This window comes from Marivirga lumbricoides, assembly GCF_014636295.1.
In the GTDB taxonomy this organism is placed as follows: domain Bacteria; phylum Bacteroidota; class Bacteroidia; order Cytophagales; family Cyclobacteriaceae; genus Marivirga; species Marivirga lumbricoides.
Genome location: NZ_BMEC01000003.1, coordinates 412,222 through 425,788 on the forward strand (window position 1 = coordinate 412,222; position 13,567 = coordinate 425,788).

Consider the following 13,567-nt stretch of genomic DNA (forward strand, 5'->3'; position numbering starts at 1 on the left):
TCGAAAATAAATCCTGATAGAAATAAAATTCCAATCAACTGGTTATTGCGAGCGCAGCGCGGCAATCTTTTCTATTACTCTATAAAATCCCAGTAATGAAATTTCATTTCATTGAAAAGATCCCTGATAATTTTTTCCGTTGCTCTCCAAAAATTTCGGGGATGACGATAATTGCCGGCTTTTGTGGTGAAAAATACATAGTGCCTGTTGGTTGAGATCGCTTTTAGCTCCTGGCTAGTAAGCAAAAGGCCTGGGTCTTTCCGGGTATTTGTCAGCGCGTTTCCGATTGGGCGAGGCAGGGGCGCCATTTTATTAATCGAACTTAGGTTTCAGCAAAGGCTACTAATTAGCAATTTCAAAGCTGACGAAGAAACTTGCCCCTTTCCCTTTTGCGCTTTCAACCCATATTTTCCCATTCATGGCATCTATATACTTTTTCACAATTGAAAGTCCCAAACCGGTGGAGGTTTCATTGCCGGTTGGTGTAGCACTTAGTTTCTGATATCTTACGAATAATTTACTGATATCGCTCTCGCTTAAGCCTTGTCCCTGATCCTTTATCATACATACAGCCTTAGAGCCCTGAACAGAGAGTTTAATAAAGATACTTTTATCGATTGGAGAAAATTTGATAGCATTTGAAAGCAGGTTTTCCATTATCTGCTCCACATAACTATGATCTGCTTCAATAATGGCTTGTTCGTTAATGGAAGAATGGATGTGGATTTTCTTATTGCTGGCTTCTAATTTGAATCTATCAATTGTTGATTCAATTACCCTTGCAAGATTTACTTTTTCCAGGTTTAACTTAGTTCCCTGAGCTTCAATTTCTTCAGTATTCAATATTTTTGTAACCATATTTATGAGGCGATATGAAGAGTCTTTAATCATTCCTAAATACTCCTGTGTTTTACTATTGTCTCGCTCATGAGTAAGTTTAATCACATCCGTTAGTGCAATAATATTATTAAGCGGATTTTTCAGATCATGTGCTACAACGCTTATGATGTTATTTTTCTCTGCATTTATAGCGTTTAATTTATTGTTTTGAAGCACTATCTCATATTTCTGAAGATTGATTTTTTGATTCTTTCTTGCTAAATCTTTTCCTAACTTCTTTTGCTTGAGGTAATAGGTAAAAATAATTAGGGCAAAAATAAGTACTAATGCAGCTATAAGTGCTATAAAATTAGCCTGTAGGGATTTTTGCTGTAATTGCAATTCTTTTATAGCCAACTCATTTATTGTTTCTTCCTGACGGACCTCTAATTCAATGCCATTTATACTTCTTCTTGAGTTTTCTTCAAATTGTGCTTCCCTTAAATTCACGTATAGGTTTTGAAAAAAGAATGCGCTGTCAAATTGTTTCTTTTGAAAGTATATTTTTTTGTAAAGGTCATAGTTTTCCAGCAACCTATCTTTTGCTTGAATTTGAGAAGCAATATCGTGGCTAATATTAAGATAATAAAATGCTGAATCCAGCTCTGAAGAGATAGAATTCATTTTACTTAGGTAGTAATAAATTTCAGAGATACCTTTAAGGTCTTTGATTTCTTCCCTTAAATGAAGGGCCTGCATAAACTGCGCTTTGGAGATCGCTGCTGACTCAGTATGAAAGTAAGTTTTTCCTAAGCCGCTGTAAGCCATTGCCTGCCACTTTTTGTAATTGTACTTTTTTGCAATTTCTGCTGATTGTTTAAAGTAGTTCTCGGCTTCAGTAAATTTATCCTGTGCCAGATAAGTATGCCCCACATTGCTTAATGAATAAGCTAAAGTATTCATATCATTGATCGCTCTGGATAACTCTAAGGCTTCCGTGAAATAATTTTCAGCAGTGTTAAATTCTTTAAATTTTAGGTGAATAAGGCCTACATTATTGAGTACATAACTGAGAGAGTAATCCGGCTTTATTTTTCTTTTTAGCTTTAGTGCCCTGTAGCAATTATCAAAAGCTTCAGAATAGTTGCCCAAATTATAATGAATGAATCCTAAATTATTTAATGCACTGGAAATGATGACTGTGTCAGCAGTTTGGTAGGCCAGTTCCAGCGAATTCATGGTATATGATAAACTTAAATCATAATTTCCCTTATAAGTATACACACCCCCGAGAAGCCTGAGGGAAATAGATTGCAACTCTTTGTTGTTGAGTTTTTTAGATAGTTCAATTGAATTAAAAGCATATTCCTCCGCTTTAACCGGATTTGTAAGCCAAAGCTCTAAAATTAACTCATGAAGTATTCGTACTCTTTCTTCTCCTTCAGAATGTGAAAGTAACTCATGAAGTTTGTCTACTTTACTGTTCTCACAATATCCTATACTGAAACTTGCTAAAAATATGAAAAAACAAATAGTCAACTTCTCCATCTACCTCTATTTAAATGATTTAATATAACAAAAATTAAGCTTTGCATGGGGAGTAATCGAGCAGTGATATAAATAAGAAGGTATAAGTCTGTTTAGGTAAGATGAAAGATTATAGATAAGCGCTTTTTTTGTTAATCATGCTATCAAATATAATGTATATGTTCTTCGATAAATTTAAAATTCACATCAATATGAGAAGCGAATGAGCTGGTATTTTGGAAACTATTATAAATATATAATGCAGTTACTTATTTTTTAACATATATCCAGGCTTTTTTGCCTGATGCCAATAGTACTTCTACTCTTTTATAATCACTTACTTCATAAGCATCAGATTGTGCTAATTCTTCATCAGTAATTTCAAAGACTGTTCCTGAAATGAAATCCTCATCATTTAAAGAAGGTACTGCAATAGGATGTGAAGCCAGCCCACTCCTTAAAAGCACCATTTCATCTTGTATGGGTAAATCCTCAAGTCTGTATGCTTTAATTTGATCGGGCAAACCTTCCAGTAACCTCCCAAATGATTCCATCTGTACTTTTTTTAGTTGCAATGTTCCGTAGGAGAATAACAGGTGATTCATTTATTAATTCTTATTTTATTTCAGTTTTTGAGATGGTTAAAATTAAGTTAATAACTATCAAGGTGCGTCATCGTAAGTTAGTCAGCCCTGCCTTTGCTAAAATGTCATTCTTATTAATCTGACTCAGGTTAATAATTCAAAAGCTTCTCAATTTCTGCACTTACTTTTTCAGCATTAGGGAGCATTGCTTTTTCCCATAACACATTTAAGCCAATGGCTGGTAAATTAAGTGCACCATACGCAGTTACAGGTGCATCCAGCTTTTGAAAGCAATGTTGATTCAATCTTCCTTCCAAGGATTCAGCAAAAGAATTAAGCAGTGGTTCTTCTGTTAAAATTAATGCTTTTCCATGCGCTTCCACACGCTCTTTTACAGTTTCCCAGTCTAACGGATTCAATGTGCGTAAATCTATGATTTCCACTTGTCCGGCATATTGTTTAGAAGCTTCTTTAGCCCAATAAACTCCCATACCATAAGTTACGATAACCATCGATTCCCCGGATTCAATTTTCTCTTCTTCAGCTTCCTGAGCGATTCTGGCTTTACCTAAAGGCACAATATAGTCAGCATCAGGTTCCCAGGTTTTGGCTTCATCTGTTCCCGGCACTTTAGACCAATACAAACCTTTGTGTTCCAGAAAAACTACAGGGTTAGGATCCAGAAAAGCAGCTTTCATCAATCCTTTCATATCAGCAGCATTAGATGGGTACACCACTTTTATCCCTCTGATGGTTAATAAAGTGGATTCTATACTTCCTGAGTGATAAGGCCCTCCGCCTCCATAGGCACCAATGGGTACACGAATTAATGATTGAATAGGAAATTGTCCGTTTGATAAATAGCAGGATTTTGAAAGCTCTTCCACCAGCTGATTCATGCCAGGCCAAATATAATCGGCAAACTGGATTTCTACTATAGGCTTAGCACCTACTGCAGACATGCCTGCTGTGCTTCCTACAATATAAGCTTCCTGAATTGGCGTATTAAAAACTCTTCCATCGCCATACTTTTTGGCTAGGTTAGCAGCTTCCCGGAAGACACCACCTAAGGTGCCACCCACATCCTGTCCATAAAACAACGCTTCAGGATACTCCTGCATAATATCATCTACAGCATGTAAAGCAGCATCAACCATCACCACTTTTTCTGCGCCTTCAGGTTTTCTTACGCCTTTTTCTTCTGTTACCGGAGTGGGTACAAATTCATGTTTTTCTACATCAGCAGGATCAGGATCCTCTGCCTGCAATGCCTGCTCATAGGCTTCATTGGCAATGGAAATAGCTTCGTCCTGCAGTTTTAGTAGTTCAGCTTCATCAATGTGAAGGTCAAGTAAATATTGATGGAATTTAGGAATAGGGTCGCCTATGGTGTGAAGCTCCAAGTCATCATCTGTCCGGTACCATTCCTTTCTCACCCCTGAAGTGTGATGTCCTAAAAGCGGGCAATTAGCATGCAGTAAAACAGGTCCTTTTCTGTTTCTAACATGTGCTATAGCCTGCTCCATTTTGTGGTAAGAATCTACAAAGTCGGTTCCATTGGCCCTAATTCTTTTTAAACCTTTAAAGCCAGCGGCAAAATCGTAGGCATCCATGGCGCGCATTTCTTTTCCTGTTGCAGAAATACCCCAATCATTATCCTGGATAAGGTAAATAATAGGTAACTCTTTGAGAACAGCCATTTGGAAAGCTTCTGACACTTCACCTTCTGTAACCGATCCATCTCCCAGAGAGCAAATTACTACGGGTTTTTCTCCATCAGTGCCCAAACCATGAGCCTCTTTAAATTTGAGGCCGTGAGCCATGCCGGTAGCAGGAATAGCCTGCATTCCCGTGGCAGAACTTTGATGAGGGATGACAGGAAAGCCTTCTCTTTTGAGTGAAGGGTGATTGTAATAAGTACGTCCGCCAGAGAAAGGGTCATCCTTTTTAGCCATCAGCTGAAGCATGAGTTCGTAAGGCTCAAGGCCGAGCCCCAGTAAGAAAGACTCATCTCTATAGTACGGAGAAGCAAAATCTATAGGTTTTAATTGCATAGCAGTAGCTAGCTGAATAGCTTCATGGCCTCTGGAAGTACTGTGTACATATTTTGAAGCTATGGTTTTGTTTTCATCATAAATTTCAGCCATTCTTTTGGCCGTGTGCATCAAACGATATGCCTTTAATAAAACCTCTTCTGCTATTTTCTCCTGACTTTTATTACTGGTTTTCGTACTCATTCTTCTTTTATTTTCTACCTTCGTTTCCACTCAAAATTAGTTAATTTTGGCCTAAGGATAAGCGAATTATTTACAAATTTGATGAGCACAAAATATAGTTGGATTAATGGCACTTACTAAAGAAATAATTAGTGACTGGTTTCAGTCACTGCAATCAGATATATGCGAAGCAGTAGAAAAAGAGGATGGAAAAGGTGAATTCAGGACTGATCAATGGGAACATGCCAATGGGGGCGGTGGGGAATCGCGTATTTTGCTGAATGGAAAGGTGTTAGAGAAAGCAGGTGTTAATTTTTCTGCTGTGGAGGGCGATGCACCGGAAGCATTATTAACAACTTTGGAGGTTAAAAAAGAGAGTGATGAGCAATTGAGGTTCTTTGCCTCAGGTGTATCCATTGTAATGCATCCGAAAAGTCCGATGGTGCCCATCATCCACATGAATGTACGTTATTTTGAGCTAAGCAATGGAGTGTACTGGTTTGGAGGAGGCATTGACCTTACTCCTCATATTGTTGATAAAACACAGGCAGCATACTTTCACAAGCAACTGAAAAAAGTTTGTGATGTGCATGATCAGGATTATTACCCTAAGTTTAAAAAATGGGCAGATGATTATTTCTTTCTCCCGCACAGAAATGAAACCCGTGGAGTGGGTGGCATCTTTTTCGACAGGTTAAAGGAAGATGTCTCCAAAAGTAAGGAGGATATTTTTGAGTTTGTAAAAGGAGTAGGGGTGGTTTTTGCACCAACTTACACACATTTAATGCATATTAATAAGGATCAACCTTTTGAGGAGAAACACACTCAATGGCAAAACTTGAGAAGAGGCCGCTATGTGGAATTTAATCTGGTGTGGGACAGAGGTACAAAGTTTGGACTACAAACAGGAGGTAGAACTGAATCTATTTTAATGAGTATGCCGCCTGTAGCACGCTGGGATTATGACTACCAACTGGAGGAGGATTTTGAAAAGGAAACCGCTGCTTTGTTGAAGAAAGATGTGGATTGGTTGGGAGAGTGAAACGCTTTTAGTCCTTTCATAGTTAGCTGATTGAATAACTTCTTATACTAAATTCGTATATTTGATTTATGAGCAGAGAAGAAGTAAAAACAGCAATTAATCAATTATTGGAGACCACATCTGAGCAGGTTTTACAAGAGGTTTTCGATTACTTAAAGTCAGTTCAAGGAAAATCAGAAAAAACAGTTTCCCTTTCCCAGAATTTAAGAAAAATCTTAACAGAGGATAAAGAGCTCCTTGAAAAGCTCGCAAAATGATTCTGGAAGAGGAAGTTCTCAAAATCCATTCTATTCTTATTGAACGTTTTGGTGGGTCAGATGGTATTAGAGATAGAGGCATGTTGGATTCTGCTTTAAAACGACCTTACCAAACTTTTGATGGAAAAGAATTGTATCCAGGCATTATAGATAAGGCTGCCTCAATCCTCGAAAGCATTGTTAAAAACCATCCTTTTATAGATGGAAATAAGAGAACTGGCTATGTTCTTGCAAGATTGCTTCTGATGAGTGAAGATCAGGATATACAAGCATCCCAAGATCAGAAATATAAATTAGTAATTTCAATATCTACTGGAGAAATTGATTTTGAGCAAATAAAGGAGTGGCTTCTCAAATATTCAATATAGTATTTTTAAAAATACTTTTATTCGTCCTGATCTCAAAACTCTATTCTATTTCTACTCTTACTTATTACTAAGCCTCATAAAATTTTCTCACAATGCAGAGCAAACTCAGACAACATATTGAAGAAATAGTATCTCTTACAGATGAGGAATTTGAGTTTGTACATTCTCATTTTACTCACCGGAAAGCTAAAAAGCGGGATTTACTTATTCAAGAAGGGAAAAGCGTAAAGCATGTTTATTTTGTAGTTTCAGGACTTCTAAAGCTGCTTTATAATGATAGTTCAGGTAAAGAACATATCGTTTCCTTTGCTATGGAAGACTGGTGGGAAAGCGATTTTTTGGCTTTTTACTCAAAAAACAACGCGACTCTCTCCTTACAATGCGTGGAAGACACCGAAGTTTATTGCATTACACTGGAAGATTATCAGAATTTATGTGCAGGGCTCCAGAAAATGGAACATTTCTTTCTTGAGAAGGCCAATCGCGGCCATATTGGTTCTCAGCAACGCATCATTTCATTCCTTACTTTAAATGCTTCCGAGAGATACGAACATCTTCTGCATCGTCATCCTGCTTTACTGCAGCGGGTACCCAAAACACTTATTGCTTCCTATTTAGGCGTCTCCCGCGAAACATTAAGTAGGCTGATTTCTTAGTAGTTTGAGTTTATTCTGGAAAAGAAAATTAGCAATTCATCAGTGTTCGAATAGACAGAGTCTATTTTTAAAGAAATTGATAAGAGAAGAGACATTCACTCTAATAAGTTTGAATACAATATTCCCTTCTCTTTTTTTGAAGAGAAGGGTGATTCGCCAGCTGGCGACTCGGGATGAGTTCAAATTATTGATATCGATAATTCCAGACTAACTTGTTGATCGGCAAAAGCAGGTCGATCTTTTGGAGCAAGTATTATTTGATTTTCTAATACACTACTATTTATAATGAACTCACTAATTATCATGTGATACGAAGGTTTTTACCTGGCACTCACATCCCAAATTGTGACATTCATCACACACTTCACAAGCACCATTCTGCAAACTTTGTCCTGTTAAATTTTTTATCACATGCTTGCCTGTCAGGCAAGTTTAAAACTTAATCAATATGGAAAAAAGAATAGTAAACCCCTGGAAATGGCAGGATGCACGAAGTTATGCGCAAGCCGTAGAAGTGAAAAATGCGGAAGCTACACTGTACGTATCAGGTCAGACGGCCATTAATGCAGAAGGAATATCGAGCAATGCAGATATGGCAACACAATTGGAGGAAGCTATCCAAAATCTGGAACAGGTAATTACAGAAGCCGGTTTTGAATGTAGAAACATAGTGCGACTCAATATCTATACTACTTCTTCGGAAGAATTGTGGCCGCATTTTAAACTTTTTCAGGACTGGGTAACAAAACATGGTATGCAGCAGGCCAGCACAGTTATGGAAGTAAAGTCGCTTTTTGAAACTTTAAAAGTGGAGCTGGAAGCGACAGTAGTAAAATAATGAAATGGAAAGCCCTGTGCTGGCTCTAGCTGCGGGGTTTTCCATTTTAAAAGCCACTAATACTATTGGGGAATAAAGAGTGAAATTTTTAAAATGATGTGAATAATAATTATATTTATACTTCACCAAACAATCACCTTACTTATGCTTCATACCTTTATAAAATTAACCAGAACTTTCTTATTGATCACTTTAATTGGTTTTGCTGCCTCATCCATGGCGCAAGACGGTACAATTTATCCATTGGAAGCCCCTTCAGAGCCGAAAGCTATTCCACTAGGCACAGGAGGCGTTGAGGATCAGCCTGCTCCTGAAACCTGGTTTAAGCAGTGGGGCGATCCTATGGCACGAAATATCTCTGAGGCAACACTTACTCCATTTTTGCCTGAACCTGGAAAAGCAAATGGGGCGGCAGTAATCGTGGCTCCCGGTGGAGGTTTCAGGTGGCTTTCATTGGGCAATGAAGGTTGGGAAGTGGCAGAGGCACTTGCAAAGCAGGGAATAGCTGCATTTGTGCTTAAGTACCGTCTCCATCCAACCCCGGAATCACTTGAAGACTTCAAAGCCTGGATGAGCCGTCCCATGCCAACACCAGATGCGTCTTCTGACACTTCAAAAGATAAAAAAGCGCCCTCTTTACCGCAAAGGGATTTGTCTGACCAGCTTGAAGATGCTGAGGCGGCCTATGCCATGATTATAAAACGCGCTAAAGAGTGGGGGGTGGATACCACCCGGTTAGGAATGATTGGTTTTTCGGCAGGTGCCGGCCTAACCATGCATTCAACCCTCAATTCAAAAACCATGCATTTAGCCTTTATAGGTCCAATATATGGCGGTATGGGGCCAGTGGAGGTACCGGAAGATGCTCCTCCCATGTTCAATGTTATTGCTACGGATGACTTTCTGTTCCACGGGCAGTTTGGTGTGGTGGAGTCCTGGTTTAAAGCAGGCATACCAGTTGAGTTTCACCTTTACCAAAATGGCGGTCACGGTTTTGGCCTTGGCAATCCTGACCGAACCAGTAATCGTTGGTTTGATGCCTTTATGTATTGGCTGGAGGTTAATAAATTTCTAATGGCCAAGCCGCAGAAGTAAGCAATTACTGAGCTGGAAAATGTGGTGCAGGGTAATTAGTAAACTCTTGGCCTGATTTTGCTTTTTTAAATTTGTGTTCTTGTTAATATCACTACCCACTTATAGGTGTTTTCATGTGTTATTCGATGAATAGGTAGGATTTGATGTAAGAATCACTTATGTTCAGTAGTTTGATTTCACAACCGATGGAAATTCATATGTAAATGTTTGTAAACGTTTACAGTCGTTTGTTGTCGGTTTGGAAAAATATAATGTAGCTAAATGCACCTTTAGGTGTATTTAGCGAATTGTTGGGCAACATTAAAAAGAGCCTACGTTTAGTTAAAATAATGAGCTGAAATAATGGGATTATATCCAGAGAATTAAATGCATGTATTACAATATTTTGAAGAAGTAGCAGAGGGTGGTCTAATGCGTTTCACTCTTAATGAGGAAGAACGAAAGGAGTTTTTGGACAGTCTACCGGAGGACTTCTGCATGAATTATATCAGCAAAAGTGAGCTAGAAAAGCAGGCAAAAGCAAATGAATTATCTGTAAGAGATTTCTTTGATCAGTTTAAAATTCCTGAAACCCCTGAATATGCGAATGTACGCTCTGGTGATTTTGGTGAAATGCTTTGTTTTGTATTGCTGAAGAACAAAGGTAATAAAGCCGGTATTTGGCTTGTTGGTCCAAGAAAATGGCGCTGGAAAGGAGATAAGAACAAAGCTTGTCATGGTTCTGATGTAGTTCTTTTTCATAGACATGAACACAATCCTACAACTGATGATAGTGTTGAGGTAGTTGAGTCTAAAATGAAAGCTGTGGCTAGTAATGGGAATCCTATTGCAAATGCTATAAAGGGTGCAAAAGATGACAAAATCAAGCGTCTTGCAAAAACTCTCAACTGGATACATGATAGGCTTGCGACTGAAGGAAAGCCGAGACTAAGAGAAGCAATCAATCGTTATAGATTTCTTGATGAAAACCCAACTTATCAAAAAAGATTTCATGCAATCGCAATTGTTGATGATGATCTTGCTGACGATGAAATAGCAAAAAAAGTTGAGGACGAAGAAGATATAGAAGTTACAGTAATAAGTATGAAAAATCTTAAAGGTGCTTATGAAACGACTTTTCAAGCAATGCTTAACCAATTATAATGAGTTTAAACAGACAACTAAACCTTTGGATAGCGCAATCAGAATCGTGGCAGGCATTCAAGGATTTTGACTTACCTCAAGATGACCGTGCCAATTACTCATTCCTTTCCGTTTCCGATGATTTTTATATAACTCTGTTTTGTCGAGCTTTTGATTTTATTAAGCAAAATAATTTTTCAGAAGAACAAGAAAAAGACATTCTCGCATTAGGTAATGGATTAGTCATTTTCTCATTGGAGGGAAAACGTGAGTTCTTTGATGGAGTAAGTTATCATGATAACATGTTATACTCATCAAGTCTTTACTACCTATCAGGCTTTTCTGCGTCAGCATTGTTATTAGCCAGAAGATTTAATAACTCACTTTACACAAATTCCACAGACAAATTTATAGCTGAATTCTTGTCTCGGGAAGCATCTACAAATAATGAATTAACCCAATATCTTCATGAATTCCTGTCAAATGGAGAAGAAGAACATTTAACTTCTCTTGAACGGGAGTTGAACCTGGAAATTATTTCTGAAGATGATAATGCAGAAAGATACCATTCATCAATTCTTGCATCTTCAATTATTCAAAAATTTAGAAGTGACAATATTTGGTACGATCTGCTTCAACATAGAGATGATAAAGAATTCTGGAAACCTTTTGTCAAATATTGCCTAGATCGTTCAATACCTGTTTGGAGTTTCTTTCCTTCACAACGGTCTGCCTTGAAATCGGGTGTATTAAATGAGCAAACTGTTTCTCTTCAAATGCCCACAAGTGCTGGAAAGACGGCTATTAGTGAATTAATAATCTATAACTCATGGAAACTTGATTCAGAGCATAAAACACTCTATTTAGCACCATTTAGATCACTTGCTTCTGAGCTGAATCAGAGTATGGGAAAACATCTTCGCAGTTTGGGGATTTCTACCAAAAGTATATACGGTGGCCACTTACCAAACACAGACGAGCAAGAAGCAATAGAATCAGTAAACTTGTTAGTTTCTACGCCTGAAAAAATGTTGGCAGTTGAGGACGCATTACCCGATATTCTTGAAACTTTCGATACAATTATTTGTGATGAAGGCCATTTACTAGATGATACACAAAGAGGTCTGAGTTATGAATTGCTTCTTTCAAGATTGAAATCTCATCAAAAACAAAACAGACGGTTTGTATTTATCTCTGCAATAATTCCTAACATAAATACCATAAACAATTGGCTAGCAGGCACAGATGAGACAGTAATAGAATCTAAGTACAGACCGATCCAATTGGAATATGGTTTTCTAATAAAGGGTACTCGGGGCAACTACAACTTAATCATAAACCCTCTTTCAGAGTATCCAATTCGATACGATTTGTATAAATATTTAGTCTCAGATTCGCTAAAATTTTATTCTAATGATCAAATAAAATCAACAGGTAGTATTAAAAGTATTTCAGTAGCAGTTGCACTTCGTGCATTGCCATCTGGTTCTGTTGCATTGTTCACGACCGAAAAAAGAGGGCATCGTGGTGTTGAAGATTTAGGAGAAGAGCTAATAAGGCAAATAGATCAACATATTTTAGTAAATAATCCTATCAATTATGCTGAAGGTGAATATGTCCAAAAATTAAGAGAATATTTTTCTGAAGTCTTTGGTCAAGACTACCTGATAACTAGGCTAGTCACCAAAGGAGCGGTTTTTCATCATGGAGACTTACCACAAGATATACGGGAAGTAATTGAAGATGCTTTAAGAAAGGAAAAGATTCGATTAGTAATATGCAACACAACATTAGCCGAAGGTGTCAACCTACCAATTAGAACAATGATTTTACACAGCACGCAACGGATGGGGTCAAATAAAAGACCAGTTTCAATGTCTGTAAGGAGCTTGAAAAATCTTGTTGGAAGGGCTGGTAGAGCAGGTAAAGAGACTAAAGGGCTAATCATTGTGCCACATGCAAGAGATCAAGATATTGTTAAAAAGTTAATCAATGAGGAAGGTGTGGAACAAGTAAATGGGATGCTTTATAACCTCATTAGTGAAATAACAGAAGTTTTGAAAGAGAAAGGAATAGAACTATCGAATGAATTACTAGATAATCAAAATGAAGAATTCCTCATATGGCTAGATTCTATTGATATATCACTTATAGACTTATTGTCTGAAGACATTCAGCCAGAAGAGCTTACACAAGTAGTAAGTAGTATGCTCTCAAACACATTAAGCCATCATCAAGCCTCTAATGATGAAAAGCAAACTCAAGAAGCTATATTCCAATTACGTGCAGAAAAAATTAGAGACTTCATAGAGGATGGAACGTTTGCTGAGGTTCGCAAATCTGGCTCTTCACTTAGAAGTTTCCAATCACTTTCTGAAATTTTTGATTTCGATGACGATATATGGAATAAAGATTTCGATTCACCTTTAAACGAGGATTGGTTAAAGTACTTGATAATAGATGGTCTTTTAACTTCAAACGAATTTCAAAGCGCCCTGAATCAGTTTAATTCTTGGACAATGAAAGAAGGAAATGAATTATCCAATGCTGATATTCTCACTACCATGCAACTTTGGATGAAAGGTGAATGGTATAGTGAGATAGCTGAAAAATTGAATACAGAAGTTTATAAAGTATTACGTCTGATCAATGGTTTATTGGCTTATAACTTACAAACTCTTGCTTCCTCGGTTATTCGAATAAAGCTAGCCAAAAACAAGGATTACGAACCAAACCTTATAATTTTCAATTGGCCACTCTTTCTTCAATATGGTGTTGATTCGGAATCCAAATTAATTTTATATCAACTCGGATTAACCGATAGAGTATCCGTACTTCATTTTAATGAAACTTTACAAAAATTAGATTTTGATTTTAGCAACGAAAACAATTTAGTAACAGAAATTCTTGAAAAAGAGGAGGTTATTATGGTTGATTTATTAGATAATACGCCAGAAATTGCCTTAGAAAAAATCAATGCGTTTCTACAATTATTAAAATTTAGATAATTAAAAACGTTGCACAACAAAAGCTGTTATGAAAA

At 37.3% G+C, this 13,567-nt stretch carries 11 protein-coding genes; 8 read left to right on the forward strand and 3 right to left on the reverse strand.

The genetic code is table 11. From position 1 onward, the window contains the following. Nucleotides 1-342: 342 nt before the first annotated feature. The 3 genes from IEV85_RS06645 to IEV85_RS06655 all read right to left on the reverse strand — a co-directional run bounded on the left by IEV85_RS06645 (nucleotide 343) and on the right by IEV85_RS06655 (nucleotide 5,167). Nucleotides 343-2,367 carry a tetratricopeptide repeat-containing sensor histidine kinase gene (locus IEV85_RS06645; protein ID WP_188461481.1) on the reverse strand — a complete coding sequence of 675 codons (2,025 nt, stop codon included), beginning with the start codon at nucleotides 2,365-2,367 and terminating at the stop codon, nucleotides 343-345. A gap of 248 nt (nucleotides 2,368-2,615) precedes the next feature. Then, nucleotides 2,616-2,951, reverse strand: coding sequence for a gamma-glutamylcyclotransferase family protein (locus IEV85_RS06650; protein ID WP_188461483.1), 336 nt, complete (start codon nucleotides 2,949-2,951; stop codon nucleotides 2,616-2,618). Between the two features lie 128 nt (nucleotides 2,952-3,079). Next, nucleotides 3,080-5,167 (reverse strand): alpha-ketoacid dehydrogenase subunit alpha/beta, encoded by a 2,088-nt coding sequence (locus IEV85_RS06655; RefSeq protein WP_188461485.1) that lies wholly within the window; start codon nucleotides 5,165-5,167, stop codon nucleotides 3,080-3,082. Nucleotides 5,168-5,273: 106 nt separating this feature from the next. On the opposite strand from IEV85_RS06655, the gene hemF reads away from it, so the two are divergent. The 8 genes from hemF to IEV85_RS06695 all read left to right on the forward strand — a co-directional run bounded on the left by hemF (nucleotide 5,274) and on the right by IEV85_RS06695 (nucleotide 13,532). After that, nucleotides 5,274-6,188 (forward strand): oxygen-dependent coproporphyrinogen oxidase, encoded by a 915-nt coding sequence (gene hemF, locus IEV85_RS06660; protein WP_188461487.1) that lies wholly within the window; start codon nucleotides 5,274-5,276, stop codon nucleotides 6,186-6,188. Between the two features lie 68 nt (nucleotides 6,189-6,256). Then, a complete protein-coding gene (locus tag IEV85_RS06665; RefSeq protein WP_188461489.1) occupies nucleotides 6,257-6,445 on the forward strand; it encodes a hypothetical protein in 189 nt (62 codons plus the stop codon). Beyond that, the gene (locus IEV85_RS06670; protein WP_188461491.1) at nucleotides 6,442-6,813 is read left to right on the forward strand and encodes a type II toxin-antitoxin system death-on-curing family toxin; all 372 of its coding nucleotides are present in this window, start codon (nucleotides 6,442-6,444) and stop codon (nucleotides 6,811-6,813) included. The genes IEV85_RS06665 and IEV85_RS06670 overlap by 4 nt, the downstream gene beginning before the upstream one ends. Nucleotides 6,814-6,905: 92 nt before the next feature. Next, nucleotides 6,906-7,469: a Crp/Fnr family transcriptional regulator gene (locus IEV85_RS06675; protein ID WP_188461493.1), complete on the forward strand. Its 564-nt coding sequence runs from the start codon at nucleotides 6,906-6,908 to the stop codon at nucleotides 7,467-7,469. A gap of 448 nt (nucleotides 7,470-7,917) precedes the next feature. Continuing rightward, nucleotides 7,918-8,307, forward strand: coding sequence for a RidA family protein (locus IEV85_RS06680; RefSeq protein WP_188461495.1), 390 nt, complete (start codon nucleotides 7,918-7,920; stop codon nucleotides 8,305-8,307). A gap of 144 nt (nucleotides 8,308-8,451) precedes the next feature. Beyond that, entirely contained in the window at nucleotides 8,452-9,402 is a 951-nt protein-coding gene (locus IEV85_RS06685) for an alpha/beta hydrolase (protein WP_188461497.1), read from the forward strand. Between the two features lie 366 nt (nucleotides 9,403-9,768). Continuing rightward, nucleotides 9,769-10,545, forward strand: coding sequence for a Hachiman antiphage defense system protein HamA (locus IEV85_RS06690; RefSeq protein WP_188461499.1), 777 nt, complete (start codon nucleotides 9,769-9,771; stop codon nucleotides 10,543-10,545). Next, nucleotides 10,545-13,532: a DEAD/DEAH box helicase gene (locus tag IEV85_RS06695; protein ID WP_188461501.1), complete on the forward strand. Its 2,988-nt coding sequence runs from the start codon at nucleotides 10,545-10,547 to the stop codon at nucleotides 13,530-13,532. Before IEV85_RS06690 ends, IEV85_RS06695 begins: the two co-directional genes overlap by 1 nt. The last annotated feature ends 35 nt before the right edge of the window (nucleotides 13,533-13,567 follow it).

Bases quoted from the DNA above. Each gene is read 5' to 3' on its own strand.
- IEV85_RS06685 (WP_188461497.1), top strand. From the start codon at position 8,452: ATGCTTCATACCTTTATAAAATTAACCAGAACTTTCTTATTGATCACT.
- IEV85_RS06670 (WP_188461491.1), top strand. From the start codon at position 6,442: ATGATTCTGGAAGAGGAAGTTCTCAAAATCCATTCTATTCTTATTGAA.
- IEV85_RS06695 (WP_188461501.1), top strand. From the start codon at position 10,545: ATGAGTTTAAACAGACAACTAAACCTTTGGATAGCGCAATCAGAATCG.
- IEV85_RS06680 (WP_188461495.1), top strand. From the start codon at position 7,918: ATGGAAAAAAGAATAGTAAACCCCTGGAAATGGCAGGATGCACGAAGT.
- IEV85_RS06645 (WP_188461481.1), bottom strand. From the start codon at position 2,367: ATGGAGAAGTTGACTATTTGTTTTTTCATATTTTTAGCAAGTTTCAGT.
- IEV85_RS06675 (WP_188461493.1), top strand. From the start codon at position 6,906: ATGCAGAGCAAACTCAGACAACATATTGAAGAAATAGTATCTCTTACA.
- IEV85_RS06650 (WP_188461483.1), bottom strand. From the start codon at position 2,951: ATGAATCACCTGTTATTCTCCTACGGAACATTGCAACTAAAAAAAGTA.
- IEV85_RS06690 (WP_188461499.1), top strand. From the start codon at position 9,769: ATGCATGTATTACAATATTTTGAAGAAGTAGCAGAGGGTGGTCTAATG.
- hemF (WP_188461487.1), top strand. From the start codon at position 5,274: ATGGCACTTACTAAAGAAATAATTAGTGACTGGTTTCAGTCACTGCAA.
- IEV85_RS06665 (WP_188461489.1), top strand. From the start codon at position 6,257: ATGAGCAGAGAAGAAGTAAAAACAGCAATTAATCAATTATTGGAGACC.
- IEV85_RS06655 (WP_188461485.1), bottom strand. From the start codon at position 5,167: ATGAGTACGAAAACCAGTAATAAAAGTCAGGAGAAAATAGCAGAAGAG.